The 25,283-nt window shown below is 37.7% G+C and carries 31 protein-coding genes; 8 read left to right on the top strand and 23 right to left on the bottom strand.

The window, feature by feature from the left end:
- Positions 1 to 638: 638 nt before the first annotated feature.
- The gene (locus tag WYK_RS02105) at positions 639 to 1,058 is read left to right on the top strand and encodes an organic hydroperoxide resistance protein (RefSeq protein WP_040372854.1); all 420 of its coding nucleotides are present in this window, start codon (positions 639 to 641) and stop codon (positions 1,056 to 1,058) included.
- 68 nt (positions 1,059 to 1,126) lie between these two features.
- Here the strand turns inward: WYK_RS02105 and WYK_RS02110 are convergent, their stop codons facing one another.
- From WYK_RS02110 to WYK_RS02120, 3 genes are all read right to left on the bottom strand, one after another.
- On the bottom strand, positions 1,127 to 1,282 hold the full coding sequence (locus WYK_RS02110) for a YvrJ family protein (protein ID WP_040372856.1): 156 nt from the start codon (positions 1,280 to 1,282) through the stop codon (positions 1,127 to 1,129).
- 73 nt (positions 1,283 to 1,355) lie between these two features.
- Positions 1,356 to 1,574 (bottom strand): DUF2922 domain-containing protein, encoded by a 219-nt coding sequence (locus tag WYK_RS02115; RefSeq protein WP_040372858.1) that lies wholly within the window; start codon positions 1,572 to 1,574, stop codon positions 1,356 to 1,358.
- Positions 1,575 to 1,605: 31 nt separating this feature from the next.
- Positions 1,606 to 1,824 (bottom strand): DUF1659 domain-containing protein, encoded by a 219-nt coding sequence (locus WYK_RS02120; RefSeq protein ID WP_040372860.1) that lies wholly within the window; start codon positions 1,822 to 1,824, stop codon positions 1,606 to 1,608.
- 192 nt (positions 1,825 to 2,016) lie between these two features.
- Between WYK_RS02120 and WYK_RS02125 the strand changes: the two genes are divergently transcribed.
- Positions 2,017 to 2,832 carry a glycerophosphodiester phosphodiesterase gene (locus WYK_RS02125; RefSeq protein WP_040372862.1) on the top strand — a complete coding sequence of 272 codons (816 nt, stop codon included), beginning with the start codon at positions 2,017 to 2,019 and terminating at the stop codon, positions 2,830 to 2,832.
- Between the two features lie 111 nt (positions 2,833 to 2,943).
- Here WYK_RS02125 and WYK_RS02130 read toward each other — a convergent pair whose 3' ends face one another.
- The gene (locus WYK_RS02130; RefSeq protein WP_040372889.1) at positions 2,944 to 3,393 is read right to left on the bottom strand and encodes a hypothetical protein; all 450 of its coding nucleotides are present in this window, start codon (positions 3,391 to 3,393) and stop codon (positions 2,944 to 2,946) included.
- A gap of 457 nt (positions 3,394 to 3,850) precedes the next feature.
- Here WYK_RS02130 and WYK_RS02135 point away from each other — a divergent pair, with 457 nt between their 5' ends.
- Together WYK_RS02135 and yidC are read left to right on the top strand one after the other, a co-directional pair.
- Positions 3,851 to 4,234, top strand: a complete 384-nt coding sequence (locus WYK_RS02135) for a hypothetical protein (RefSeq protein WP_040372864.1) — start codon at positions 3,851 to 3,853, stop codon at positions 4,232 to 4,234.
- A complete protein-coding gene (gene yidC, locus WYK_RS02140) occupies positions 4,164 to 4,946 on the top strand; it encodes a membrane protein insertase YidC (RefSeq protein ID WP_040372866.1) in 783 nt (260 codons plus the stop codon). Before WYK_RS02135 ends, yidC begins: the two co-directional genes overlap by 71 nt.
- Positions 4,947 to 5,065: 119 nt before the next feature.
- Here the strand turns inward: yidC and WYK_RS02145 are convergent, their stop codons facing one another.
- From WYK_RS02145 to WYK_RS02160, 4 genes are all read right to left on the bottom strand, one after another.
- On the bottom strand, positions 5,066 to 6,325 hold the full coding sequence (locus WYK_RS02145; RefSeq protein WP_040372868.1) for a S8 family peptidase: 1,260 nt from the start codon (positions 6,323 to 6,325) through the stop codon (positions 5,066 to 5,068).
- A 526-nt stretch (positions 6,326 to 6,851) separates the two neighbouring features.
- Entirely contained in the window at positions 6,852 to 7,148 is a 297-nt protein-coding gene (locus WYK_RS02150; protein WP_040372870.1) for a putative quinol monooxygenase, read from the bottom strand.
- Between the two features lie 79 nt (positions 7,149 to 7,227).
- The gene (locus tag WYK_RS02155; protein WP_040372872.1) at positions 7,228 to 7,656 is read right to left on the bottom strand and encodes a MarR family winged helix-turn-helix transcriptional regulator; all 429 of its coding nucleotides are present in this window, start codon (positions 7,654 to 7,656) and stop codon (positions 7,228 to 7,230) included.
- A gap of 196 nt (positions 7,657 to 7,852) precedes the next feature.
- Entirely contained in the window at positions 7,853 to 8,491 is a 639-nt protein-coding gene (locus tag WYK_RS02160) for a nitroreductase family protein (RefSeq protein WP_040372874.1), read from the bottom strand.
- Between the two features lie 224 nt (positions 8,492 to 8,715).
- Between WYK_RS02160 and WYK_RS26245 the strand changes: the two genes are divergently transcribed.
- A complete protein-coding gene (locus tag WYK_RS26245) occupies positions 8,716 to 8,844 on the top strand; it encodes an integrase core domain-containing protein (RefSeq protein ID WP_411838614.1) in 129 nt (42 codons plus the stop codon).
- On the opposite strand, the gene WYK_RS02165 is transcribed toward WYK_RS26245, so the two are convergent.
- Complete coding sequence (locus WYK_RS02165; RefSeq protein ID WP_051387268.1) at positions 8,839 to 11,016, bottom strand: cyanophycin synthetase family protein; 2,178 nt, start codon at positions 11,014 to 11,016, stop codon at positions 8,839 to 8,841. The genes WYK_RS26245 and WYK_RS02165 overlap by 6 nt on opposite strands.
- A 297-nt stretch (positions 11,017 to 11,313) precedes the next feature.
- On the opposite strand from WYK_RS02165, the gene WYK_RS02170 reads away from it, so the two are divergent.
- The gene (locus WYK_RS02170) at positions 11,314 to 11,736 is read left to right on the top strand and encodes a pyridoxamine 5'-phosphate oxidase family protein (RefSeq protein WP_040372876.1); all 423 of its coding nucleotides are present in this window, start codon (positions 11,314 to 11,316) and stop codon (positions 11,734 to 11,736) included.
- A 53-nt stretch (positions 11,737 to 11,789) separates the two neighbouring features.
- Here WYK_RS02170 and WYK_RS02175 read toward each other — a convergent pair whose 3' ends face one another.
- The 8 genes from WYK_RS02175 to WYK_RS02205 form a co-directional block, all read right to left on the bottom strand.
- Positions 11,790 to 12,827: a M42 family metallopeptidase gene (locus tag WYK_RS02175; RefSeq protein WP_040372892.1), complete on the bottom strand. Its 1,038-nt coding sequence runs from the start codon at positions 12,825 to 12,827 to the stop codon at positions 11,790 to 11,792.
- A gap of 147 nt (positions 12,828 to 12,974) precedes the next feature.
- A complete protein-coding gene (locus WYK_RS24740) occupies positions 12,975 to 13,145 on the bottom strand; it encodes a hypothetical protein (protein ID WP_161629088.1) in 171 nt (56 codons plus the stop codon).
- Positions 13,146 to 13,268: 123 nt separating this feature from the next.
- On the bottom strand, positions 13,269 to 15,014 hold the full coding sequence (gene opp4A, locus WYK_RS02180; RefSeq protein ID WP_051387271.1) for an oligopeptide ABC transporter substrate-binding protein: 1,746 nt from the start codon (positions 15,012 to 15,014) through the stop codon (positions 13,269 to 13,271).
- A gap of 56 nt (positions 15,015 to 15,070) precedes the next feature.
- Entirely contained in the window at positions 15,071 to 15,970 is a 900-nt protein-coding gene (locus WYK_RS02185) for an ABC transporter permease (protein ID WP_040372893.1), read from the bottom strand.
- 22 nt (positions 15,971 to 15,992) lie between these two features.
- Complete coding sequence (gene opp4B, locus WYK_RS02190; RefSeq protein WP_040372879.1) at positions 15,993 to 16,958, bottom strand: oligopeptide ABC transporter permease; 966 nt, start codon at positions 16,956 to 16,958, stop codon at positions 15,993 to 15,995.
- A gap of 12 nt (positions 16,959 to 16,970) precedes the next feature.
- Positions 16,971 to 17,897 carry an ABC transporter ATP-binding protein gene (locus tag WYK_RS02195; RefSeq protein WP_040372880.1) on the bottom strand — a complete coding sequence of 309 codons (927 nt, stop codon included), beginning with the start codon at positions 17,895 to 17,897 and terminating at the stop codon, positions 16,971 to 16,973.
- On the bottom strand, positions 17,884 to 18,903 hold the full coding sequence (locus WYK_RS02200) for an ABC transporter ATP-binding protein (RefSeq protein WP_040372881.1): 1,020 nt from the start codon (positions 18,901 to 18,903) through the stop codon (positions 17,884 to 17,886). The genes WYK_RS02195 and WYK_RS02200 overlap by 14 nt, the downstream gene beginning before the upstream one ends.
- A 559-nt stretch (positions 18,904 to 19,462) precedes the next feature.
- Positions 19,463 to 19,690, bottom strand: coding sequence for a hypothetical protein (locus tag WYK_RS02205; protein ID WP_040372882.1), 228 nt, complete (start codon positions 19,688 to 19,690; stop codon positions 19,463 to 19,465).
- 218 nt (positions 19,691 to 19,908) lie between these two features.
- Between WYK_RS02205 and WYK_RS02210 the strand changes: the two genes are divergently transcribed.
- A complete protein-coding gene (locus tag WYK_RS02210) occupies positions 19,909 to 20,541 on the top strand; it encodes a Bax inhibitor-1/YccA family protein (RefSeq protein WP_040372883.1) in 633 nt (210 codons plus the stop codon).
- A gap of 48 nt (positions 20,542 to 20,589) precedes the next feature.
- Here the strand turns inward: WYK_RS02210 and WYK_RS02215 are convergent, their stop codons facing one another.
- The 4 genes from WYK_RS02215 to WYK_RS02230 all read right to left on the bottom strand — a co-directional run bounded on the left by WYK_RS02215 (position 20,590) and on the right by WYK_RS02230 (position 22,644).
- Positions 20,590 to 21,108, bottom strand: coding sequence for an acyl-CoA thioesterase (locus WYK_RS02215; protein WP_040372884.1), 519 nt, complete (start codon positions 21,106 to 21,108; stop codon positions 20,590 to 20,592).
- Between the two features lie 84 nt (positions 21,109 to 21,192).
- The gene (locus WYK_RS02220) at positions 21,193 to 21,732 is read right to left on the bottom strand and encodes a M15 family metallopeptidase (protein WP_040372885.1); all 540 of its coding nucleotides are present in this window, start codon (positions 21,730 to 21,732) and stop codon (positions 21,193 to 21,195) included.
- Between the two features lie 59 nt (positions 21,733 to 21,791).
- Entirely contained in the window at positions 21,792 to 22,274 is a 483-nt protein-coding gene (locus tag WYK_RS02225) for a DinB family protein (protein WP_040372886.1), read from the bottom strand.
- Positions 22,275 to 22,368: 94 nt separating this feature from the next.
- Complete coding sequence (locus tag WYK_RS02230; RefSeq protein ID WP_152526382.1) at positions 22,369 to 22,644, bottom strand: hypothetical protein; 276 nt, start codon at positions 22,642 to 22,644, stop codon at positions 22,369 to 22,371.
- A gap of 265 nt (positions 22,645 to 22,909) precedes the next feature.
- Here WYK_RS02230 and WYK_RS02235 point away from each other — a divergent pair, with 265 nt between their 5' ends.
- Complete coding sequence (locus WYK_RS02235; protein WP_051387270.1) at positions 22,910 to 24,772, top strand: ABC transporter ATP-binding protein; 1,863 nt, start codon at positions 22,910 to 22,912, stop codon at positions 24,770 to 24,772.
- Between the two features lie 40 nt (positions 24,773 to 24,812).
- Here the strand turns inward: WYK_RS02235 and WYK_RS25950 are convergent, their stop codons facing one another.
- Both WYK_RS25950 and WYK_RS25380 read right to left on the bottom strand, forming a co-directional pair.
- On the bottom strand, positions 24,813 to 24,944 hold the full coding sequence (locus tag WYK_RS25950) for a hypothetical protein (protein ID WP_268870025.1): 132 nt from the start codon (positions 24,942 to 24,944) through the stop codon (positions 24,813 to 24,815).
- Positions 24,945 to 25,048: 104 nt separating this feature from the next.
- Positions 25,049 to 25,283, bottom strand: a 235-nt coding sequence (locus WYK_RS25380; protein ID WP_235782415.1) for a hypothetical protein, incomplete at its 5' end; no start/stop codon positions are given.

Below are 25,283 nucleotides of genomic sequence, written 5' to 3' on the forward strand. Positions count from 1 at the left end.
GAGATAATAGCAAAGGTCCGTCTTGATTGAACCTCTTCTTGTAAATTTGTCATGTGTGAATTCCTTTCTTTTCATTAATATAATCACTTTCTATGCTATAAGCCATCCGGCATTTTTACATGGGTAACAACCTTCCCCTGATTATCTTTATCCAGCTATTTTAAAAAGCTGTTTGCAATATATGTACGCTCATTAATCCATACGTTTAAAAATATATCATATTCACTTCTTTTTTGGCTACAATACACGTAAAAAAGTCAGTTTCCAATTATTCAACTATATAAGGAACAAAAATAAAAGGCGCCCCATCGGCGCCTCTGCTTTTACCATATTCAACTGTTAACTCGTTTAGAACGCTTACGATTATTCCAGTATTTTTTTACTTGTTTTATAACTATAGGAGCAATTAATACAGCTGCTCTCTTGATCAATTTCTTTTTCACACAGCAACATCCCCTCTATTAACTATATAGTATAACTTTACCCTTTTTGAACGAATTAAAACGGCATTCTCCTTTCATCCTCATTAGCTTATGCAAAAAGTTCGACTCGTCCCTCTCTTTTTGTTTAACAGTCAAGCAACAGGGATATAGTAATAGAGAAGTAAATATGACTAGATTGAAAGGGAGATGGGATATATGAAACCACTTTATACTGCAGTTGTGACTGCATCAGGCGGAAGAGATGGACATGTTAAATCTGAAGACGGCATTATTGACTTTGATGTTACCACTCCAAAAGAGCTTGGCGGCGATGGAGGACAGGCAACCAATCCCGAACAATTATTTGCCAGCGGCTACGCAGCATGTTTTGATGGGGCCTTAAATCTTATGTTAAGCAAAGCGAAGAAAAAAGCAGATACGACTGTGACTGCAAATGTAAGCATTGGGAAAGACGAAGCGGAGGGCGATGGGTTAAAACTTGCTGTAAGGCTTGACGTTTCTATTCCGGACATGGACCGTGAAGAAGCACAGCAATTCATCGAGAAAGCACATGCATTCTGCCCGTATTCAAAAGCTACAAGAAACAACGTAGACGTTACATTAAATCTAGTTTAAAAAATTGAGAGGCTGTCCAGTATAGGACAGCCTCTTTTGGCATTTCATTATGGAAAGAATTTCACCATTTATATTTTATCTAAAAATCCTTCCTTCAATCGATTAGGAAGTTCAATAATGGTCTCATTTAATACATCAAGCTTAGCCTCCACTCGATGGAGCAGATAGAGGGTGACGATAATAGGGAATCCAACATCACTTATAAACGGAAGAAGATCCTCCATGAATGATCACCACACATTTCTATTTAAGTCGAACAGCCTAAACGAGGGTAAATCGATTAGGCTGTTCGTTTTTTTATTTCACTTCATATCCTTTAACGTTCCGCTCAACAAGGTTTGCTGATTTTTTACTAAGATAATCCCCAGATGAAGTCAGGAAGATATTTGCCTGAAGGATTTGATCCATAGCTTCATTTACTTTGGTAACATCAACCGGCTCGATAGGTGAATCAATGGAAATTGTGGATGTTTTCCCAAGCTGTGTCGTAAATTGAAGTTCAAGTGATTTTGCCAACTCGTTCACCTCCTCTCCTTAATCAGTGTCATTAACCCGTAATCAATGCTGTATCTTGTCTGGTTACTTCTGTTACTGGAAACACTTGAAGACTTGCAATCGCCGTTGCTGCTTGGAAAATTTGTTCTGGAGTAGCCTGTGTTTTTACGTTGGAGTATGATTTGCGTTTTATGATGGCCTCTCCTTTTTCATTTAATCCCGCATCATATCCAATGCGGATTAAGCTTGAATGTAAGATTTCATTTGCCATGTCTTTCACCTCCTTTCACCCTATATATACCAAATTCCAGGTTGAAAGTAGCATCGGTTCAAAATTTATTTTTTACACGTATGGGTTTGTTATATTGGAGGCAATACACAACACTTCATTCACATTATTTTTAAGTTGAAGAATAAACAGGTATTATTAAAATGAATAACAGATAAAAGTGAGGAGTATATTATGAAAATAGCACTTATATTAGTTGTTTTTATCCTAGCCGTACTTATTATCTTCTGGATACAAAATCGAAAAACAGTCCCTTTCTCGAATATAGATTCCATGCGAAAACCCATTAAAATTGGACACCGTGGTGCTTCTGGCTATTGCCCTGAAAATACTATGGCCTCTTACCAAAAAGCAATCGATTTAGGTGTTGATTTTATCGAAATAGATATCCACATGTCGAAAGATGGAAAGCTGATTGTTCATCATGATCCACAATTAGAGCGGACAACCAATGGCAAGGGATTATTAAAGGATTATACATCTGAACAATTGATGAAAATGGATGCTGGCAGCTGGTTTAATCCGGATTTTTGTCACGAACGAATCCCTCTGCTTACCGAAGTGCTTGATAGGTTTCTACCACAGGCCGGGATATTAATTGAAATTAAACATCCGGAATTGAATCCCGGAATTGAACAGGCCCTTACTACTGTCTTAAACAGCTACCAATCAGATCACCAGCGTATTATGATTCATTCATTTGATGTAGCCTCTATCAAGAAATGCCATGAACTAATGCCCTCAATTCCTGTCGGGATATTAGTTAAAAACAGTCCCTTAGGGATTTCCGATAAATTTCTCCGTGAAGTATCAGAATTTGCTGCATTCGTAAATCCAAAACATACGATGATGAGTGCAAAACTAAAACAAAAGATACATAGGCATGGCATGCGCGCCTTTACCTGGACTGTCAATGACAAAAAAAAGTTAAAAGCCTTTGAAGCAATTAAGCTTGATGGAATTATTACAGATTTCCCAGACTATCTTTAATTTAATGGTCATTTACAGACCAAAAAGACTTATCCTAGTGATAAGTCTTTTTTGGCTGAGCTAAGTTTTTAGGAAATTTTGATACCTATTCGTGTCGGTATTCATTTCCAATTAGTAGCATTGAAAAGATCGAATATTACTCGTATCAATTCCGTAATATACCCAGCGGCGCTGTCCAGCACGCCAGCGAAAACCAGCTACAGATCTTCTGCCAATGAAGACTGGGAAAAACCAGAAGCCTCTGCCGTTATTAAGCCAGACATACGTATTCCTGAATAAACATCCCTGCAATGCACCAGCATCCACAGCAAAAGAAGACACACCAGGAAAATCAGGAACAAACTGCGGGGGCGGTGCCGAAGGAGGCCCCCCGCCTGGTGAGCCCCCAGGTCCTAGCCCGCCTGGCGGTGGTGGTGGGAAAGCAGATCCTGGCCCGCCAGGCGGCGGTTGATTTGGCGGTGGTGGAAACGCAGGTCCTGGCCCGCCGAAATTCCCGCCGCCTGGTTTTCCTTGGTACCCAGGTCCGCCTTGCCCTGGCCCAGCACCTGGTCCACCCGGCATACTTTTTTGTCGTGAATAATCGGTTTCATAATTAGTTCCGTCGGGATCTGCCATTTGATTCATGCTTTGAAAATTCATATCTTGTTTATAGGGATTGGACATGTTAGAATCACCTCATATTATAAGCCTACACTATCCATATGCTTTCAACTGGTCCTGTGTGAATGCCCAAATGCCTGCTGATATAAAAAGAAGTCCAGTGAAGCAGCCTCTATGTTTATGAAACGTTTTCGCTTCCCTAGTTCATAAGGAATTAGAAGCTTTATTTCTTTTTATGGTTGAATACCTTTGATTATGGAAAAAATAAGGATAAATGAACATCAGGAATTATTCTATTAACTAATTTTTGTGTGATTGCAAGTAAAATATTTTATGGAAAATGAGAACATTATATTTACCTTTTTTCTACATTTGATATAGTGTATATGTACATTTATAAAAAATGGGGTTTCTACTTATGGAATTATTACTAGAACTCGATTTACTCACGCTACGTAATGCACTCTGGGCAGGGTATTTGTTAGCCTTGGTACTTCCAGTCGCTGTCTATTTCTTTCACACCAGCAGTGGTGTAGCGTTTAACAAACGAGATGCAGCCTTCTTAGAACATAAAAGAAAGCTTGCCATTAAGGTTACAGGGGAAACGTATCACTTTGGCGTGAAACGTTTTTACACATATATTTGCAGAAAAGAAAGTCCAGATGACTCAGATGGTCCATCGAATCCTCAGATTGATACAAACGTATCTAATAATCTGAGGAGGAATAACATTGAAAAACAAATTTTTATTATTTTTACTTATTGGTTTACCCTTCGTATTAACCGGATGTCAAGCATCTAACGGAAAGAATGATGGTTTCTTTCATACATTCTTAGTTCATCCGATGACAGTCATGCTCGATTTTAACGCTGACCTATTCAGTGGTAATTATGGTTTAAGTATCATCATGATGACCTTAATTATTCGTCTTGTCCTGCTTCCATTAACTATGAAGCAATATAAGACACAGACATTGATGAAGGGGAAAATGGACGGGCTAAAACCAGAATTAACAGCTATCCAAGAAAAAATCAAAAAAACCAAAGATAAAGCTAAACAACAAGAGCTTCAAATGGAAATGATGTCACTATATAAGAAGCATAACGTTAACCCTTTGAATATGGGCTGCCTGCCCTTATTAATTCAGATGCCGATTTTAATGGGCTTCTATTATGCAATCAAAGGCTCTCACGAAATTGCAACACATAGCTTTCTTTGGTTTAACCTTGGTCAGGCAGATCATATTATGGCCATCATTGCCGGTGTAATCTATTATTTCCAATCTGTTGTATCTATGCGTCAGATGCCAGCTGAGCAGCAAGCAACTATGAAAATGATGAGTTATATTTCACCCGCGATGATTTTATTCATTTCATTTTCTGCACCTGCAGCACTTCCGCTATACTGGTCAATTGGAGGGTTGTTTATGATTATTCAAACAACCTTATTACAGAAAATATACAAACGAGATACACCAGCTGTACTCGTTAAAGGTACACTTGATAAAAACTAATCATAAAGAACAGATTAGTTAGAGAAGATCTTCTATTAACCATATATTATTGAAAAAAACGCTTGGATTTCTCCAAGCGTTTTTTTCATATCAATGTGCGATTTAGTCTTAGAAATAAATTATTGTACTCGCGGGAAGCCAAACCCTGAGGCATAGTCATCTCCAACAGCTGCACCTATTCCCCCTTTAATATCATATGTTTTTGCTTTTGTTTGTAATTGTGTTCGAATTTCTGTATTAGACAAGCTTCCATTACTACTCCAAATTTTTGCTGCTAGTCCAGCTACATGAGGGGTAGCCATTGAAGTACCAGAAATAGTATTATAACCACCGTTATACCAAGTTGACTCAATCGCTGATCCTGGAGCTGATACTTCAACATCTTTTTCTTGGATGAAGTAATCACCATCAGTATTTGGATTACCACGAGAGGAATAATTAGCGATGCGGTATGTGCCATTTTCTTGGACATTTTCAAGGGCTGCTACTGACACAGTATTAGTAAGAGCACCTGGATAACCGATCGTATTAGCAGATGATCCACTGTTCCCTGCAGCAGCTATAATAAGTACACCTTTGTTGTTAGCGTACGTAACGGCAGATGTGATAAGGGAATCTTTACTGCTAGCCCCCAACGACATGGAGAGAATGACTTTAGAATTAGTGCTGGTACTTTGGTCTGCTGCATGGCGAATAGCGGCAGCAATATCGTCAGAATACCCAGATCCATCATCGCCCAAAACTTTATATGCCCATAGTTTTGATTGTGGAGCTACACCATAAATACCCTGTCCATTTGTCCCGCCGTTTGCAAGTACAGTACCTGATACATGAGTTCCGTGACCGTTTTTATCTGCACATGAATTATTTATATATGTAGATGAAGCTGTGAAATCTTTACATTGTTCAACATTAGCCGCTAGATTTGGATGTGTTTTGGCTGTACCAGTATCCAATACAGCTACTTTGATTCCACTTCCACCTGAAGTACTAGTGATTGATGGATCATTATAAATGGCTTTAATTCCCCAAGGGATTTTAGCCGACGGAACGGCTGCTGCATTCGCTTTAGGTGACTTCGCTTGGGCAATAGTAAACTTGGTAACTTTTTCGACAGTCAGATCTTGGCTTTTCGTTAATTCTTTGTATTCTTCACTGCTAACAGTACTTGAAAAACCGTCACTGCCAAAATTTTGTTTCTGTTGATACTTGTTCTTTGCTTTAGTCAGGGTTGATGACGATCCATTTATTAAGACCCGAATTTCATCCTTCCCATCTTGCTCATTGCTTGACACCTTTGCTTCGCCGCTTCCAGTAAATAAGGAAAAACTCATTGCCGCTGCTAATAACCCGCTACCTAACTTTCTGCCATTTTTCATGATCGTTTCTCCTCCTAATTTATCTGTCTATATGTATCAACACTTGATGTGATTCTAATTTTATGTAAAGTGACAGAATATAACAATAAGTAACAATATTCATTTATTTTTGCGTTTATTTGTTATAAGAAAAGGAAAAAAGGCAGGTTTAACATTCCCAAAAGGTCGAATTATAGGAGGAACGATATGCATTTATAAGATTAATTCGAAACTAACATTTCTTACTAGGTCTAATGATGGTACTGATCCTACTGATTGTGAAAAGCACCCGAGAATTTAGAAAGGCATATTTAAGTTGATTGAACATTTGCAGCTTAAAAAGAAAAATGGTGTCGGGTGATGAAGAATTCTTCACAATTAATAGATTAATAAATCCTACATACTAGTTATGTACACTTTTGCATCCCAAACAACAAAAAAGAACGTGCAATAAAGTTATGAAAAACTTAATTGCATGTTCTTTTTAATTTCTGCCTTAGTTCTCCAGTTCGAGAGTGTCAAACCTTTTCTAGCTGATCTACCAAGATTAGGCTTTTACAGCTTCTCCGCTGAATACTTTCAGGTCCATTGGTGCAGCCATGAACGTTTTTGCTTTTTGAGTAAATGCAGTGAAATGTTCACTTGTATTATGGAGTGTAGTAGCTTCCACATCTTTCCATACTTCAACCATTGTATAATGGTGCTCTTGTTCAGTAGATTTCATTAGATCGTAGCTAATGTTTCCTTCTTCTGCTCTCGTTGCTGAAAGCAGAATTTTTCCTTCTTCCAAAAATGCTTGCTCTTGATCAGGTTTTACTTGAAGGTGTGCGTGAATAATAATCATAGTAACCCATCCTTTTTAATTTAATATATTGATTAATTTAGGCTTGATAAGATCCAGTTCAATTGGTTAGGCAAACATATCAGTATTCCCTAATATTATGTTGCATGCGATTAAGCATGTCAGATAGGGATTCCAGTTCTTCTGGTTTAAAATCAAGAAGCATTTGGTTCACGAAATTAATTTTTTCTTTTTTGTATCCGACAATCTGTTTACGTCCTTCCTCTGTAAGACAAACAAAAATTACCCGATTATCAGAAGGATTTCTTCGTCTTGTCACCATGCCGTTTGCCTCAAGTTGTTTGAGATGACGCGTAATGGCAGCACTGTCTATATTCACAGCTTTTTGCAGGTTGGACTGATTTATTTCCTCTGTTTCATAAAGCAGGTGTAACAATTCATAGCGTGTTGAGGTAATGCCTGTACATCGTTCAAATTTAGGACTAATTTGATTATTAAGCCCTTTAAGCAGCTGAAGAATTTGTTCCTGATTTGAAAATGAACATTGCATCAACTGACCTCCTAATTACTTTATGGAGTCAACATATTAGATTGTCTACAATTTTATTGATTAATCAATTATTGACCTATCAATAAATATAGTGCAAAATCCCCAACCATGCAACATGAATAATAGTATACCCACATTTTATTTATATATGGACTATACAGATTGACGATGAAACTGAATACAAATTACTTATATCTTACTTCCATGTTGTGGTTGTTTCTACAGGTAAACGATATGATTGGAAACCTTCATCTAGAGCTTTTCCAATCGTAATTAACATAACCGGAAGGTAGCGTTCTTTATCCATATCCAATGCTTCAGCAATTTGATCTTTCTCATAACCGCCGATTGGATTCGTATCATAACCGTAAGCACGGGCAACTAGCATGAGTTGCATTGAAACAAGACCAGCATCCAGCATAATGGTATCTTTCATGTCTTCATCAGTCATTCTTTCATATACCGGTTTAAAAGCACCCAATTGATAGTCCTTTACTTCCTGAGGCATATATCCAAGTTCTACGGCTTTACTATAGATTTCTTCGGCATAATCAAAATTTTTCATATCAGCAAAAACAGCGATTACTGCAGAAGAGCTACTAACTTTTTCCTTGTTAAATTTAGAAAGAGGAACTACTTTTCCCTTTCCTTCTTCGCTGTCAATGATGACAAAACGCCATGGCTGCATGTTAATAGAAGATGGAGCTTTTGAAGCTTGAGCTATAATTCCGCTCATTTCTTCACGGCTTATTTTAACCGTAGGATCATATACCTTAATGGAACGACGACCGTATACTATTTCATTGAAATCATTTGTTTTTTGATAATTATTCATGTTGTGTTCCCCCTTTGTGTGTAGAATAAAATTTATTATTGACGCATCAATAATTGATAGGTCAATAATTGATGTGTCAATAATATAATATACATTCAAAAAAAATGCAACACCCAAGCTCAATTTACTGGAAAATAAGTTTTTTGTACCTGAAGAAGCAGACTGCCTTCGCATAATAAAGGTCTAGAGCTTCTTCGGATTATTAAGGAGTATTCTTTACAGGTATCAAGTCCTACATTTATTATCGCATCAATCAAAAATTGGCTGGTATGAGCCCGGTTCAATACCGTCATCACACCAACCAATTGGCTACGTTAATATTATTTTCGTCACCTTATTGTCTTCATCTATAGAAAAAGCTTTTTACTTGGTGCTGCTTGTGGGATTCCTTGCAGCTCTTTCGGAACCTCTACCATTTTATAAACCGATTTTGCTCTGTTGGATTCACTCGATTGTTGTCGGTTAAACCGCATCATTTTTTCACGTAATTGTTCAAGGGATACCCCCTGACGATGTGCAGCTGCAAGTGCTTGCAATACATATTCTACCGTCTGTTCATCTGCTTCGTTAGTAATCGATTGTAAAGGTAAAAACCGGCGATGTGTGCGTTCTTTTGTATAGATAATCCAAGAATCATTATCTACAAACCAAGCAGCTCTCCCTGAACTAATAGCTCGATCAATGAACGGGTTCTCTTCATTACTTGAAATGACTATTGTCTCTGCTTTCGCCGCTCGAGACAATTCCTCTATATGAACATCTTGAGCATTCAAAATACATGCCCCTGTTTCAATCACCACCTCGGTGATTAAGTATTTCATTCTTTCATTAGTAGAATACCTGCTAATAATTCCAATATCACAATTACTAAAAGGAAGCCCCTCACCAAGAATATTGTCCGCATTCAATTCAATGACGGCTAAATCCACAAATGGATTCGATAATATAGAACCAAGGTCTCGATCAGATTTAGGTTTACTTTTAAATGAATGTTCTTTGAACATTAATCCAACTCTAATGTCATCTTTATCAAGGAAGTATCTTAACAGCCTGGTAGTATGGTTATCGCCATTTCCTCCAATCATCGCAATAACCGGAATCACTGCATCTTGTCTGTTTGGAAATAAATAATCGACAATCGCTCTCCCAACATCTCTTGGTTTCCCTTCAGAAGGATATTGATGCATGCGAATGTTTGGATTTGCATGTACGTCACAAATGACTATTTCATCAAGTGGGTTGGAGACATCCTTACAGATAATATCTACTCCAGCAATATCAAGACCAATAGTCTTTGCAGCTGTAATACCAAGATTCCTTATGGATGGATGTACTTGGTCAGTTACATCGATTGCCTGACCTCCCGTTTCAATATGAATATCTCCCATTACCTGTATAACCTGACCTTTAGTTGGGACAGATTGGAGGGAGAGTTCACTCTTTTCTAGGAAACAGGTCATACTCTGGTCAAGAGGTATCTTTGACATTGGCGTATATGGTCCTTCTCCTCTTAATGGATTTGTATTTTCTATTTCTATTAATTGCTGGATTGTAGACTTCCCATTACCAATAATGAATGGGGCAACACGATGACTTGCAGCCGCCATCTTACCATCAATAATAAGCAAACGAAAATCATTCCCGGTATAATGGCGCTCTAATAGATAGGTTTTGATTTGGGGATCCTGGCAGTTAACTACATTAAATAGCTCTTGCCGATCCTTTATATTGGTGATTGTTTTACCTAACCGTCTATCAAGCGGCTTGATAACTAGTGGAAACCCTAAATAATCAGCACCACTGAATATCTCTTCAATCGTGTTAACGATTATTCCATCGGGAACAGGCAGTTGAGCCAATCCTAATAAATCCTTTGTCGATTGCCTGTTTGAGGCGTTCTCCACTGAAATATTGGTTGTTTCACTTGTAATAGTCCCATCAACATATTTCTGCTTCGCACCTGTCCCTAATCGAAGCCTTTTGGGGTTCATTCGTTCAACCGGAATCAACGCTTGTTCCGCCGCATTGTATATGACTTCCGTACTCGGATTAAGTTTATATGTACGATATAACCTTGCTGTATTTTCAATATACTCTTTAAGCTGAACAGGGTTCTGATTATTTATTAACCCATTAACCAAATCCAATGCAGCGTTAAACGCATATATTCCTGAATGCGATTCTTTATATTCGTAAATCACATCGTATATACCTGTTGTGTTAGTCATTAATATCTTACTGCTGCTAACATCGATTCCTGCTGCTTGCTGAATAATGATTGTCAGGTGTTCAAGAATAGAGCCCATTAAAATCCCATGCTTCAATCGTTCGCTAAACTTTTCTTGATATGACCGACAAGTAGCCAGTTCTACATCAGACAGGCAGGCAAGCAGGCTCTCAGTAAATCCTGGGAGTAAATCAGATGATCGGTATTCCAGATCTTCTATATCAAGTTCAATACAGATTGAGGGCTTAAGTGAATATAAGCTAGGACCCTTATAATAGTTGACTCGGTTAATCTTCATCACTTTATCTCCTTCATAAATTAATTTTAAAACAACTTGATTTGCTTAACGCCGCACTAATCCGATTATATTCTGATATTAAGATGCATATTCGGAGCAATAGTATATCTATTTTACCACTTCCTTCCTTTCATAAAACTCATTAGACAATACCTCTTAATAACTTACAATTTCCCTTAAAAACGATTGAGTAGGGTAACGAATATTAGACAAATTTCTAAGTCGGCACATTTAATGGTTTAGGTTCAGAGGGAATGAGGAAAAGTAACAGTATTACAAAACAAGGGAGTGACTGTTATGGAACAATCTCAAGTAAAAGAAAAAATACTTAAGGTATTAAAAGAAGACTTTGTTGGCGTCCTTTCTACAGTCGAGAATGATAAACCATACTCACGCTATATGACTTTCTTCAATGATGACTTTACATTGTATACTGCCACAAATGCTGATACGGAAAAAGTAGATGAAATTGAAAAAAACCGAAATGTTCATATTTTATTAGGCTATAACGGCGAAGGATTTGGCGATTCATATGTAGAAATCAGCGGAATATCTGAGGTAAGTGAGTCTCCTGAATTAAAGAAAAAGGTTTGGAATGACCATTTAAAGGCTTGGTTTGATGGTCCCGAAGATCCGAACTACGTCGTTTTACAGATTAATCCTTCTTCAATAAGACTAATGAACAATAACGGTGAACCACCTGAGGAACTTACCCTATAATTTGTTATTAATGAAAAAGACCTGTCCAATTTTATTTTGGACAGGCCTTTTTATTACACTAATTCTGATTGTAGATAATAATACAGCAAATCTGCAGTATGGCGAAGTGACGAAATATGAGTTCGTTCCAAAGCATGAGACGCATCAATGCCTGCACCAATTAAGCCATGGACAATATCATAACCCGCACGAATGGCAGCAGAAGCATCTGATCCATAATAAGGATAAATATCAACTTGGTAATCCACATTATTATCACTAGCCAGCTGCACTAGATGCTGACGTAAACGGTAATTATAAGGCCCAGATGAATCTTTTGCACAAATGGATACACTGTATTCATCTGTTGCTTGCCCTTCTCCTATTGCCCCCATATCAACAGCTAAATATTCAACCGTTTCAACGGGTATATTCGAATTTCCTCCATAGCCTATTTCTTCGTTATTTGATATCAAGAAATGAGTTGTATACGGTAATACAAGTCCCTTTTCTTTAATTAGTCCTATTAAATGCAAAAGAATCCCGACGCTTGCTTTATCATCCAGATGTCTTGATTTAAGAAAGCCGCTTTCCGTTTCCTCTACTCTAGGATCAAATGAAATAAAGTCACCAATAGATATACCCAAATCTTCGGTATCTTTCTTTTCTCTCACCGGTTCATCCAGGCGTACCTCCATGGTGGAGTCATCCCTTTTTGCTTCACCAGCATTTTTATAAACATGTACTGATGTTTGATTAACTAGAATGGTACCTGTAAATACTTTTCCTTCAGCAGTATGAATCTTACAATATTCTCCTTCTACCGCATTCCATCGGAATCCGCCAATCATGGTTAACTTCAACCTTCCATCCGATTTAATTTCCTTGACCATCGCACCAAGCGTATCTACATGTGCGGTTAATAACCTGTGTTTATCCTGATTTTCCCCCTGAAGGGTAGCTAATAAAGCGCCTTTATTTGTAATTTGGTATGGCACGTTCTTACTTTCCAAACTTTTTGCGACAAAAGCGATTACGTCTTCTGTATAACCTGATGGACTTGGAATAGAAACCAATTCTTTTATGTAGGTAACAATTTCTTGTTCATTAATTACTGACACATCGTCATCTCCCTCTTCATATGTACCAATTTATTATACAGCTTACAAGGATGGATGAAAATGGGATGAATGATTACATTCAGTTTTTAATCTGAATTCTCAAAAAAAAGCCTCGAAAGGCTCTATAATCTCCGCTTGTTAATTTCGGTTGATGAATTCCTTCATCATTTCTAGAAAAGCCACTCGTTTTTCTGTGGGATAAGCGACAACATCAAGTAAAATCTCTTGTTCCGCAGCTGTTAGAGTTCTTCCAAGTCCTTCTGTAAACATCATTTCAAGCTCACGTTGTGTTTCTTGCGATCTTTCCATCTTAATCATCACCTTCCATTTTATTCTATATAGGTATATAACCGTAATATAAAATCTTGAAACGTTCTAACTCTTTAGACAGAAAAGCACAGGAACCCAAAAGGATTCCTGTGCTGGAAATACTTATTTTACTGGCTCTGCTTCTGTCACGCCAATTTCGCTCCAATCAAAGAACTTCAAATCAAAGCCTGTAACGCGTTTGTTGGCAGCTTCAAATTCATAACGGAACAATGTCGGAATGACAGGTACTTCTTCATGAACAAGCTCTTGCCATTGGTTATAGATATCTTTACGGTAATCTTCATCAAAGGCTTTCGCAGAAATACCTTGTTTCAATAACTCGTCATTTTTATCATTTACCCAACGAGTGTAGTTATAGCTTGCACCTTTTGCCCAAATACCTGATGGATCAGGATCAGAACCAGTACCCCATGCTGCTTGATAAATATCAACTTTTTCGCTGTCTGTTTGCAGCATTTCATAGAATGAATTAAACTCTGCCAATTTACCATCTACTAATTGAACATCTAAGCCAACATCTTTCCATTGCTGAATATATAACTGAGAAAGAGGTTCTGCTATATCTGTTCCGGTCATAGAGGCAAAGTTAATTGTAAATTTCTCTCCATTAGGATCTTCACGAAGACCATCGCCGTCTTTATCAACATATTTAGCTTCATCAAGTAATGATTTGGCTTTTTCTGGATCAAACTTGTAGCCTTCCATCTCAGTGTTATGATATTTAGGGAATGCTGTTGGAATAACGCTTGTCGCAGCAAAACGTAATCCTTTATAGAACTTCTCTGCTACAATGTTATTATCGATGGCATATGCCATTGCTTGACGAAGCTGTTTGTTTTGCATTTTTGGACGATCCATCACGCTTACTTCTTTTTCTGCGTCATAGCGGCCCAATTTAAAGCCGATATATGTGTAGGCAAGTTCAAGGTTACCTAAAATTTCTATATTACCTAACGCTTTAGCAGAGTCCATTTGATCAGCATTGACTGTAGCAAGATCTAAATCACCGTTTTGCAATGATTTAACGGCAATTGAGTTATTAACAACCTTTAATGTCACTCCTGCTGCTTTAGGTTTGCCTTTCCAATAATCATCAAAGCGCTCATATTCCACTGCTTCACCTTGTACGATTTTTTTGACTTTGTACGGACCAAAACCGATCGGCTCTTTGCGGATTTTATCGGATTCAACAAGGTCCTTAATTTTCACATCTTTTAAGTATTCTTTATGAAGTGGATAAGTCCAAAGACCCGTCAATACAGAAGGATTCGCTTCTTTAAATGTGAAAGAAATTTTGTTACCTTCTACTTTAATACCAGAAATCTTATCGGCTTTGCCTGCATGGTACTCTTCCATGCCTTCAATCATGGCCATTTGCGTGTCATAACGAACACCTGTGTAGTCCTTATTTCCGATTACAAGGTATGCATACTCAAGGTCTTCCCCTGTCACTGGCTTTCCATCATGCCATTTAACGCCATCTCGAATCGTTAATTCCATCGTTTTATTGTCATTTTTTAGCTCATATGTAGCAGCGCCTTCTTGATTAAATACGTAGTCTTCATCTGTTGCTAGTAATCCTTCATCGAAGATACGTAAAACTTGCCAATCAGGATCTCCTTCATAGAACGAATAGTTTAAAATCCCTTCAAACGGGGTATCAGAAACTAAACCATAATTTACATGTCCGTCTTCAAGCGGTTCTTTAGTGTTTGATGTGGTACGCGGGAATGCAGCTGCATCCTCTTGTTTCACTTCTTTTGTCGGTTTGTTTTTATCCGGTGATTTTGTACCTGCTTTTTCAGTATCATCATTACATGCAGCAAGCAATAAAGCCGACACAGCCATTACACTCAATACTTTACTATATCCCTTCAATTTCACAAAATCCACTCTCCCTTTTTTTATCCTCTTCTTTGTCTTGCATCTCCTGCACGTTTCAAGGCTTGTCCTATAAAATTTATACTCAGCATCAGTATTAAAATCATGACTGACGCGGGTAACCAGATCCACCATCTGTATTCTAATACTTCAGGATTTGTTGCATATGCTATCAGCGTTCCAAGACTTGGTGTACTTTCAGGAAGTCCAAACCCAAGGAACGTCAACGCCGTTTCCAAACCGATATTTCCCGCTAAATTCAACGTGAAATTCACGATGATTAACGAACTAACATTAGGAAGGATATGATAAAGAATAATCTTCCAATGCGGTGTACCCAGTGTCTGGGATGCATGGACATAATCCAATTCACGTTCAGATAGTACTTTCGAGCGAATCAGTCTTGCTTTTCCTGTCCATAAAAAGAGCGTCATTATCAAGATAAAAGTAGTCACAGTAAATTTAGGAATAATCGTTACAAGAACGATAATAAACATCATTTGCGGAAGAGTGATAACAAAATCGATTACACGCATGATTATGTTATCTGTCCAACCGCCAAAATATCCGGCGATTAGCCCTGCACTTAACCCAATTAGTGCTGTAAGAACGGTTATACCTAAACTGATCGAAAAGGAGTTACGTGTACCGATAATTAATTGTTTAAATACATCCCGTCCTCCATAATCTGTTCCTAGCCAATACGCACTCGACGGATCCATATAAATCGAAAATACGTCAACCCGTGCGACTGCATCTTTATCTATAAACAGTGCAGCGGAATAAACTGCAATTAGGACGATTCCCAAAACCACTAGTGAAATCATAGCCATTCTATCTTTTCTAATTTCCCGCCAAATGACTTTCATCCCGGAAGGACTAATTTCCTTTGGTGGAGCAGTTGTTACCGTTTCAACATTCATTCCCATTTATTCCACCCTCTTTCTATTCAATCCGTATACGCGGATCAACCGCACTTAATATGATGTCTGAAAGAAGAGTGCCGAGCAATGTGGCAAAACCTGTCAACATGACGAGTGCCGTAACGACGCTGAAATCCCGCAGACTGATCGATGTTACAAAAAGCTGCCCAATCCCTGGATAGCTGAAAATTGTTTCTATGATGATAGAACCACCAATTAAGCCGGTAATTTCATAGCCTAGAAATGCAGCTATAGGTAAGAACGAGTTTCTAAGAATATGTCGAGAATAAACTTTAGATTCAGGAATACCCTTCGATCTAGCCGTACGAACATAATCTTTCAATTTATTATCGACAACCTCACTGCGTAAGTATTGAACCACACCTACTGTAGAGATTAGGGCTGCACTGAAAGCGGGTAGAACCATATGGTTCAGTTTACTTAAGAAATATGCAAAGGTTCCCTCATCCACTTTTGAACTAACTGTTCCCCCGGTGGGAAATAAATCAAGTGTGAATCCAAATAAGAATAGTACAATTAACCCAAAGATAAAGGTTGGTGTGGCAAAACCAACATATGTATAGCCAGTAATTGCTTTATCAATCCAAGTATCGTTATATCGCCCGCTTAATATTCCTAAAGGAATTGCTAAGGCATAAATGATAATTACTGTAAATAGTGACAAATATACAGTCTGCCAGACTCTGTCTTCTATAACATTCATAACCTTTGTTTTATGAGTGTAGGACTGTCCAAAATCACCTTGTGCGACATTTGAAATCCATCTGATATATTGTGTGTGCATTGGATCATTTAAACCCATTTGGTCCCTAAGTTCTTCGATTCGTTCTGGACTAATACCCGGATCCATAACCTTACCGGATAGAGCATCTCCCGGCATAGCCTTAGCCATAGCAAACACGATAATACTTAAGATAAAAAGCTGGGGAATCATGATTAAAACCCGTCTAAGAATAAATTTCCACATTTTTTTCTCCTCCTATGGTAATGCGACTCTATGTGTTGTGGAGATTGGTTTTAAATCATAAGCCCGGCCTTTTTCATCAAAATACTTTGAATAAGACTGTTCATATTCTTCAGAAACCTTCTGTCTCGCTATTGCCTTTTCCTCTCGAACACTCGGTTCAAGATCTGGAATAGCCGCAATTAACCGTTTTGTATAAATATGTTGAGGGTTGTTATAGATTTCCTTACTTGTCCCTTCTTCCACTAAACGGCCGCGATACATAACACCCATCCTGTCACACATATGGCGAATTACTCCTAGGTCATGACCAACGAACAAGTACGTTAACTTGAATTCTTCTTGAAGATCTTGGAGGAAATTCAATACCTGTGCTTGAACGGATACATCAAGTGCAGAAACCGGTTCATCGGCAATAATTAATTTAGGTTTCAATGTCAACGAGCGGGCAATTCCAATTCTTTGACGCTGTCCACCTGAAAACTCATGTGGATATTTATAAATTGAATCTGGACTAAGTCCTACTTTATCAAGATAATCTTGAATAATTTTCTTTTCTTCACCTGGTGAGTGCCTTTCAAAATTCCTCAACGGTTCGGCAATAATGTCAAGCACTCTTTTTTTCGGATTTAGTGATGAATATGGATCTTGAAAAATCATCTGAATATCTCTTCTATAGGGCTTAATTTGTCTGCTGCTATAGTTAGCGATATCTTGTCCTTCAAAAAGGATTTTCCCTGAAGTAACCTTGTTTAATTTTACAATGGCTTTTCCAGTTGTTGATTTTCCGCTCCCTGATTCACCGACCAGTCCGTAGGTTTCGCCTTCTTCTAACTCGAAAGATACGCCATCTACTGCTCGAACATGATCGACCACCGTTCTGAAAAAACCGCCCCTGATTGGAAAATGAACTTTTAAATCTTCAACCTTAAGTAATGTCATGAGTTATCATTTCTCCTTTTTCATCCTGGAAGTGGAAGTGTTGGTAGCAGGTGCAGCGAACCCAGTGACCTGTTTCAACTTCGTGAAGCTCAGGGGAATGTTCATGTGCTTCTTCTGGAATCCAAGATATCCGCTCCTTAAAGCGGCAGCCAACTCTATCCATCTTTGCAATAGAAGGCACAATTCCTTCTATTACATGTAAGCGGCTTTTATCTGTTATCGCGGATGGGATAGAATGAAGCAATGACTTTGTATATGGATGCAGCGGATTTTTTAATATTTCTCTAACCGTACCTGTTTCAACTACTTGCCCAGCATACATAACCACAATTTTATCGGCTACTTCCGCTACAACACTTAAATCATGTGTAATCAAAATAATTCCCATCTGTGTCTTTTGTTGAATAGACTTTAACAAATCGAGAATCTGAGCCTGTATGGTCACATCCAGCGCAGTAGTAGGTTCATCAGCTATAATTAAGTCTGGGTTACAAGCAATGGCGATAGAAATCATTACCCTTTGCCTCATCCCGCCCGACAGTTCATGCGGATACTGTTTATATGTCAGTTCCGGATATGGAATTCCAACCTGTGACAACAGTTCTAACGTCCTTGTTTTCTTCTGTTCCTTGGAGAGCTTTGTATGATAATCTAAATTTTCTTCGATTTGTTTCCCTACCATCATCAGCGGATTTAGTGCTGTTAAGGGTTCTTGGAAAATCATCCCCATTTCCTTGCCGCGAACCTTGTTTAATTGAGCTTCATTTAAAGGTAATAGATTTTTCCCTTTAAAATTTATCGCTCCTTCCATCTTGGTTCGATCTTTACTATGTAATTGCATAATGGACAAAGCCAATGCACTCTTTCCACAACCAGATTCCCCAACAACAGCAACAATTTCATTTTCATTAACTGAGAATGAAACATTATCAACAGCTGCATGATAGTGGTCCTTTATTCTAAATGAAGTGGTTAGGTTCTCTATTTGTATTATTGGTTTCTCCATCGAAGTTCCCCCTAACTTTATAACTACTTTTTCGATAAAATAAATAATTTTCTGATAATTAAGTTTGAGTTTATACAATTTCTGAGAACTTTTCAATAGTTTTGTAAAAAAAGTTTCAATTAATTCGTTTTCATTAATATTTGTGTAATATTTGTAAAGAAACACCAATACATTTTAGTGATATAGTATTAAATGATTAACATTTGAATTAATTTTCAAAATATTATGTCTTATTTACTTACAATACCATAAATATCCTTTAAATAAAATATCTCAATGTAACATTTTTTAGAAATATTAAAAATTATTAATTTCCATATTATAACTTATTAGTTATTTAATTGGTTTATATGCTGTTCTATCAATCTTTAAACATTATTTAATCCTTTCTTCTTGTCATCAAATAAGCCTTTTTTTCTTTAATGTTCCACACACTAAAGACCTATTTTAAAGAACAATGAAAACCTCGAAATCCTATTTTTGCATTATCGCAGCATACTAAACAGTAATTCATAGTAAAAAACGCAGTCGACAAAGGACGTCGAACTGCATTTTTTTACTAACATACTATTTCTTTTAATTGTTCATTTCTACGCTTTTGTTCACTACTTTCAGCTAAATCATATTTCTTCAATAAATGAAAAACGGTATTGATCGTACTCTGTGAATGCTCTTTTTTAAAAAACACCTGAAATAGATTTCTTATATCTTCAGGAAGATATTCTTCTTGTTGATCATATTTATTTTGAACATCACTTTTTGAATGGTTCAACTTGCATTCACTCATCCTAATTCCTCCTTCATATAGCCTGTTTCTGTAGTTTAAGATTAAACTCGTCGTGTTCCTTCTATTATATCTCCAACAACGCGTTAAAGTGGTGAATAACTTTCTAAACTCTCTCTTAACTGTTTTACTATGATATACTACCTATAACTTTTTTAAAATGTGAAACTTTTTGTAATGTGCAACGTATTCTTATTAAACACAAATTGGAGGTTACTAGTATGTATTCACAATCCGTTCAAAGTTATATGCCATCTGTATTACGGACATTCGCACTCTCTCTTGCCATTTCTGTACTTGGTATGGCCATTGGAACTCAAGTACCTGCTGCACTTTTTCTTCCCTTAGCTATCCTTGAAATCGCTATGTTAATAGGTGCATTTTTCCTTAGAAAGAAAAAAGCAATCGGTTATACATTTTTATACATCTTCACCTTCATCTCAGGTATTACTACTTTTCCAATTATCGCCCATTATACAGCCGTAGCTGGATCAAATGTCGTATTAATGGCTGGTGTAACAACCACAGTAGTATTCAGCGGTTTGGCTCTATATGCTACAACGACTAAACGTGATCTTAGCTTTCTTGGTGGAATGCTGATGGCCGCCTTACTTGCATTGATTGCCATTAGTATTTTCAATATATTTTCACCATTGAGCTCTACAGCTATGCTTGTCTTTTCATTTATAGGCATTCTTGTCTTCAGCGGATACATTTTATACGACTTTAACCGGATGAAACAGTATGGTGTTACTGCTGAGGAAGTTCCTTTAATGGCCCTTAACTTATATCTTGATTTTATTAACTTGTTCATTAATATTCTTCGTTTCTTTGGTATTCTTTCGAAAGACTAAGTATTATATCTAAAAAGCCAGCATTTATCATGCTGGCTTTTCGTTTGTTTACTTTTTCCAAGGTAAATCTGTGCCAAATACCTCAGCAATGCTTTGGGTTTCAAAACGGCGGCGTTTACGAACCTCAGCTCTGCCCTTAGCAGATTCATATAAGCTCTTTTCCATTTCAGTCTGCGGTACAAGTCGTGGTACCGGGGTCGGTTTCCCATTATCATCAATTGCAACAAAAGTTAGAAACGAGATTGCACATAAATCCCTCTCACCTGAACGTAAGTTTTCTGCAACTACCTTTACAATCACTTCCATGGAAGTTCTGCCGGTATAGGTTACAAATGCTTCAAGACAAACAGCATTTCCTTCGTGTATAGGATGCAAAAAGTCTACTGAATCGGTAGATGCTGTCACCACGGAACTCCGTGCATGACGCATTGCTGAAATAGCGGCCACATCATCAATATAAGCCATTAACTTACCGCCAAACATTGTTCCAATATTATTTGTATCGGGCGGTAAGACGATACTCGTTTTAATAACAATTGAATCTTGGGTGTATTTTATTTCTTCCATGCTGTATGATCCCCTTTATTTAAATATCCACTCATACTTACTTTATCCTTTTGAACAGGCTAAAGCAACAAAGCTGATAAGATCTTACGGCAATCTCCATGTCCCTCTCTGCAATTCTCTTAAACTTATGCCAAAGTCCATCTGTAGATGCGGGTAATCTTTAAAAGCAGCCCAATCTCCACCCCATTCAAAACCTAGCTCTTTAGCGAGATCAACCACTTCAAGCCAATCCTGTTTATTATTCCGATTGCCGTCATATTCCATATCCCATATAGCAATACCATCCTTATTAAGTAAAGCAAAATCAATGGCCAACCCAAAATTATGCAATGATTCACCACCGCGGGCATTTGTAACAATTTTGCCTGGCTTCGATCTTCCTTGTTCATACAAGTTATTTTGTTCTTCAATGGAGCGAAAACCATCACTTATTAAAATAGGTATCCCCTTCTGATTTGCTCTTTCCATTAATTCATCTTGTTTCTCTTCAACAATGGGATGAAGGCCATTTGGAACTTCTATATCTTCAATGTCTGGGGGCATTAAGTAAGAGAATCCAAAATAAATCATAATTAATAGGAGAATAAATACAAATATACGGATCCGTAATTTCTGCACAGGCATTTCCCTTCTTGTTGTCATTAAATAAAACGTGCAGAAGACTGCACGTTTTTAAGTTTTCCTTATAATTTTGCCTTCAATTCTTCAATTTGTTCAATATGCCGCAGTTCGTGGATACCAACAAACGGAATCCATTGTTTTAAACTTAAATTAGAAAAAATCGGATGTGGAAACGATTTATTTTCGAGATCTTCTTCTTCGGCATGTTTGGTGACTTCTGAGAGCATTTCACGAGATTGTGCAAGTTTTTCTGTAATACTTTCTAATGTTATGAATTCAGAAGAGGGTTCGAGATAAGCTGGAGCTTCTACCTTCATTGAACGATTGACCGCCAAGTGAATAGGTTTATCTGCTGCCTTATTTCTGACATCCGCAGCTAACGTATCTGTTATGCCTTTGGTTATCGCACGTTCCATTAAATATAGATGATCCATCACTTGGATAATACTCCATCGGCCTTCTTCGGGGTGTTTATTGAGCTGTTCATCAGTTAACCCGCTTATTGTATTGAATAGCTGATTTCTAATTTCGGTATTCTTTTTCATATTGTCACGCCCTCGATTAGTATTAACTATACTCTATCTTTAATTCTATTACACATCCATATTCTAGCAGATGTAGATTAGCATTACGAATATCTTATTTTATAATCGGCATTTTTTTAGAAGGAAGAGACTCCTCTCCATAGATGTTGACGGCGGTTAAAAAATAGGAGACGTTTTCTGCCTCCACACCGGCAAAACTTTTTCGTTCATTACTTCCAACACATCCGATTTGTTTTCCCTTTCCATCCGGACTGGCACGGTATATTTGGTACCCAAGAATATCCGGATTCTGACTGCAAGCCAAGTTGCCGCTAATCTTAATCGCTTCTGTTGCAGATGGAAGCGGGGTATTTATTTTCTTTTTTTTCATTTTCGTATAGACCACTAGTTGTTCTTCAAAGTTATAAGATTTAGATTTTCTGAATCACTATGAATATTACTTTCTCTTGTTTATCATTTTCAATAATGAGTTCATTACCAGGTTTCACTCCATTTAAAGCGGCTAATCATATGTATTTTTTTGTGAAATGGATGTATGGAACCAATCAAAAGTTGTTTATTTTTAAAATAACTTTATGATAGAAATGCCGAATCTTTTTTTTCGGTAACTTGGACAAAAGATTGGAGTGAACTATATGAGTGGCCATGTACCATTCAGTCATAGGGGTCGCAGCTTTAGCGGTACTCCTCCAAAAAAAGGAAGCATTTGGAGCATGTTAAGGGATATGCTGGTACGTGTTCGTTCAAAGTGGAAGTACTTAATTGCCATCGTGCTCTCCATGCTGGCTATATCATTGCTGGAGTTCGTCATCCCACAGTTGACACAGTATACCATTGATAATATTATTCCTGGAAAGGAATATCAGTCATTAGTTAAAGTAGGCTCCGGGATACTTGGTGCCGCTGTATTCTTGAGCCTTTTCAATTTCTTGAACAGCTATATGGTCTCCTATGTCGGGCAACATGCCATACTTGATCTTCGAAATAGCATGTATAACCATATCCAGTCTCTTGATATGAAATTCTTTGATAAAAATCGAACAGGGGATTTGATGTCTCGTATTACGAATGACGTAAATATTTTACAACAGCTCATTTCTTCAAGTATGCTCCAAGTATTTACCGATATCATTACATTCTTTGCGGTAGCTGCTTATATGCTTTTTATTAATTGGAAATTGACCGTGATCTTGCTGTTGACTTTCCCATTCATGATTTACTTCACCAGAAGCTTTGGAAAAAAGATACGTACCTCATTCCGAGTAGTCCAAGATTCTGTGGCTGATGTCAGCAACCAGCTTCAGGACTCACTTTCGGGGATGCGTCTCATTCACTCGTTTACAAACGAAGAACACGAAACAAAACAATTCAGTGAACGAAACAAGGAAAACATGACCGCTAACTTAAAATCATTAAAATATAGGGCCCTTCTAGGACCTATCATTGATTTCCTTAATAATATTGGACTCATTATTGTGATTATCTTTGGAGCATGGCAGGTTATGAACGGTCATTTTACCGTCGGTGCCATTGTGGCCTTTTTATCTTATTTACGCTTATTACAAAGTCCAGTTCGTAATTTCAGCCGTGTCATAAGTACTGTCCAACAATCCGCGGCTGCTTACGAACGAATCACCGAGATTCTTGAAACAAAATCAGAAATCTATGATCAAGAAAACGCTCAGAAGCTTTCTGAGTTTCATGACAAGATTAAATTTAATGGAATTGAATTCGCATATGATTCAGGTGTACCCGTTATTCAAAATTTATCCATATCCATGAAAGCAGGTCAAGTCACTGCTCTGGTTGGTTCGTCAGGTGCTGGAAAATCAACATTAACGAGCCTGTTAGTCCGTTTTTATGATCCGCAAAAAGGGTCAATTACCATAGACGGCAAAGATATTCGGGGTGTCACACTTAAGTCACTACGCGAACAGATTGGAATCGTATCACAAGACATTATCCTATTTAATGGGACCATACGAGAAAATATTGCCTACGGAAAGCTCACAGCCAGCGATGAAGATATCGCAGCAGCTGCCAAGGCAGCCCATGCAGATGAATTTATCACAGCATTTCCAAACGGCTATGAATCTCAGATAGGAGAACGTGGTGTCAAACTTTCAGGGGGGCAAAAACAGCGAATTGCCATCGCTCGTGCCCTTCTGAAAAACCCATCAATCATTATCTTAGATGAAGCTACTGCTTCTCTTGACACTGAATCCGAACACTTAATTCAAGAAGCACTGCAATCTCTGCTCGTCAACCGGACATGTATTGTAATAGCACACCGTCTCTCGACGATCCAAAACGCTGATCAAATTATTGTACTTGAAAAAGGAAGTGTCGTTGAAACAGGCACACACGAATCCTTACTCAACCATGGAGGCCGATATAAACAGCTGCATGATTTACAATTTCCACAAAAAAAGCCGAATCATAAAGCTGCCCCACCAACACAAAAACCTGCACGCCCAAGGCATCCAGGTACACTTTAAAAAACTAAGAAGTTGCCCTCAAAAAGGGCAGCTTCTTTTTTTAGATGTGATTGGAATGATACACTCTTTTTATACCGGATGGAATATCCAAAATGGCAGGGCCGAATGTTTCCCCATTTGGGTCGAATAAAGTTTCTTTTGGGCTGAATACCTGCCTATTTTCAGTATCCATTGACGCTCACCACCCAGACTGCAGCGGGTTTTGTTTAAAATTCGTCTCTTACTGGGAAAAAGCTCGTCCAATTGTACAAAAAAGAGAAGGGTACACTATTAAGATCAAAACCGGATGGAGTGTCCAAAATGGCAGGGCCGAATGTTTTCGTGTTTGGGCCGAATAAAGTTTCTTTTGGGCTGAATACCTGCCTGTTTTGAGTATCCATTGACGCCCACCACCCAGACTGCCGCTGGTTTTGTTAAAAACTCGACTCTTACTATGAAAAAGAACAGAAAAGAGAAGAATACTCTATTTTCACAAGAGCCTACCTCCTCTGAATTAGTAAAACGTAAAAAA

The sequence above is a fragment of the Peribacillus psychrosaccharolyticus ATCC 23296 genome, assembly GCF_000305495.1.
In the GTDB taxonomy this organism is placed as follows: domain Bacteria; phylum Bacillota; class Bacilli; order Bacillales; family DSM-1321; genus Peribacillus; species Peribacillus psychrosaccharolyticus.

Coding starts and splice junctions, on each gene's coding strand:
- WYK_RS02235 (WP_051387270.1), top strand. CDS start 22,910: ATGAGTGGCCATGTACCATTCAGTCATAGGGGTCGCAGCTTTAGCGGT.
- WYK_RS02145 (WP_040372868.1), bottom strand. CDS start 6,325: ATGAAAAATGGCAGAAAGTTAGGTAGCGGGTTATTAGCAGCGGCAATG.
- opp4A (WP_051387271.1), bottom strand. CDS start 15,014: ATGGCTGTGTCGGCTTTATTGCTTGCTGCATGTAATGATGATACTGAA.
- opp4B (WP_040372879.1), bottom strand. CDS start 16,958: ATGTGGAAATTTATTCTTAGACGGGTTTTAATCATGATTCCCCAGCTT.
- WYK_RS02195 (WP_040372880.1), bottom strand. CDS start 17,897: ATGACATTACTTAAGGTTGAAGATTTAAAAGTTCATTTTCCAATCAGG.
- WYK_RS02150 (WP_040372870.1), bottom strand. CDS start 7,148: ATGATTATTATTCACGCACACCTTCAAGTAAAACCTGATCAAGAGCAA.
- WYK_RS02210 (WP_040372883.1), top strand. CDS start 19,909: ATGTATTCACAATCCGTTCAAAGTTATATGCCATCTGTATTACGGACA.
- WYK_RS02120 (WP_040372860.1), bottom strand. CDS start 1,824: ATGGCAAATGAAATCTTACATTCAAGCTTAATCCGCATTGGATATGAT.
- WYK_RS02205 (WP_040372882.1), bottom strand. CDS start 19,690: ATGAGTGAATGCAAGTTGAACCATTCAAAAAGTGATGTTCAAAATAAA.
- WYK_RS02230 (WP_152526382.1), bottom strand. CDS start 22,644: ATGAAAAAAAAGAAAATAAATACCCCGCTTCCATCTGCAACAGAAGCG.
- WYK_RS02125 (WP_040372862.1), top strand. CDS start 2,017: ATGAAAATAGCACTTATATTAGTTGTTTTTATCCTAGCCGTACTTATT.
- WYK_RS02160 (WP_040372874.1), bottom strand. CDS start 8,491: ATGAATAATTATCAAAAAACAAATGATTTCAATGAAATAGTATACGGT.
- WYK_RS02165 (WP_051387268.1), bottom strand. CDS start 11,016: ATGAAGATTAACCGAGTCAACTATTATAAGGGTCCTAGCTTATATTCA.
- WYK_RS02130 (WP_040372889.1), bottom strand. CDS start 3,393: ATGCCGGGTGGACCAGGTGCTGGGCCAGGGCAAGGCGGACCTGGGTAC.
- WYK_RS02200 (WP_040372881.1), bottom strand. CDS start 18,903: ATGGAGAAACCAATAATACAAATAGAGAACCTAACCACTTCATTTAGA.
- WYK_RS02225 (WP_040372886.1), bottom strand. CDS start 22,274: ATGAAAAAGAATACCGAAATTAGAAATCAGCTATTCAATACAATAAGC.
- WYK_RS02220 (WP_040372885.1), bottom strand. CDS start 21,732: ATGCCTGTGCAGAAATTACGGATCCGTATATTTGTATTTATTCTCCTA.
- WYK_RS02155 (WP_040372872.1), bottom strand. CDS start 7,656: ATGCAATGTTCATTTTCAAATCAGGAACAAATTCTTCAGCTGCTTAAA.
- WYK_RS24740 (WP_161629088.1), bottom strand. CDS start 13,145: ATGGAAAGATCGCAAGAAACACAACGTGAGCTTGAAATGATGTTTACA.
- WYK_RS02185 (WP_040372893.1), bottom strand. CDS start 15,970: ATGAATGTTGAAACGGTAACAACTGCTCCACCAAAGGAAATTAGTCCT.
- WYK_RS02110 (WP_040372856.1), bottom strand. CDS start 1,282: ATGGAGGATCTTCTTCCGTTTATAAGTGATGTTGGATTCCCTATTATC.
- WYK_RS02135 (WP_040372864.1), top strand. CDS start 3,851: ATGGAATTATTACTAGAACTCGATTTACTCACGCTACGTAATGCACTC.
- WYK_RS25950 (WP_268870025.1), bottom strand. CDS start 24,944: ATGGATACTGAAAATAGGCAGGTATTCAGCCCAAAAGAAACTTTATTC.
- WYK_RS02170 (WP_040372876.1), top strand. CDS start 11,314: ATGGAACAATCTCAAGTAAAAGAAAAAATACTTAAGGTATTAAAAGAA.
- WYK_RS02105 (WP_040372854.1), top strand. CDS start 639: ATGAAACCACTTTATACTGCAGTTGTGACTGCATCAGGCGGAAGAGAT.
- WYK_RS02215 (WP_040372884.1), bottom strand. CDS start 21,108: ATGGAAGAAATAAAATACACCCAAGATTCAATTGTTATTAAAACGAGT.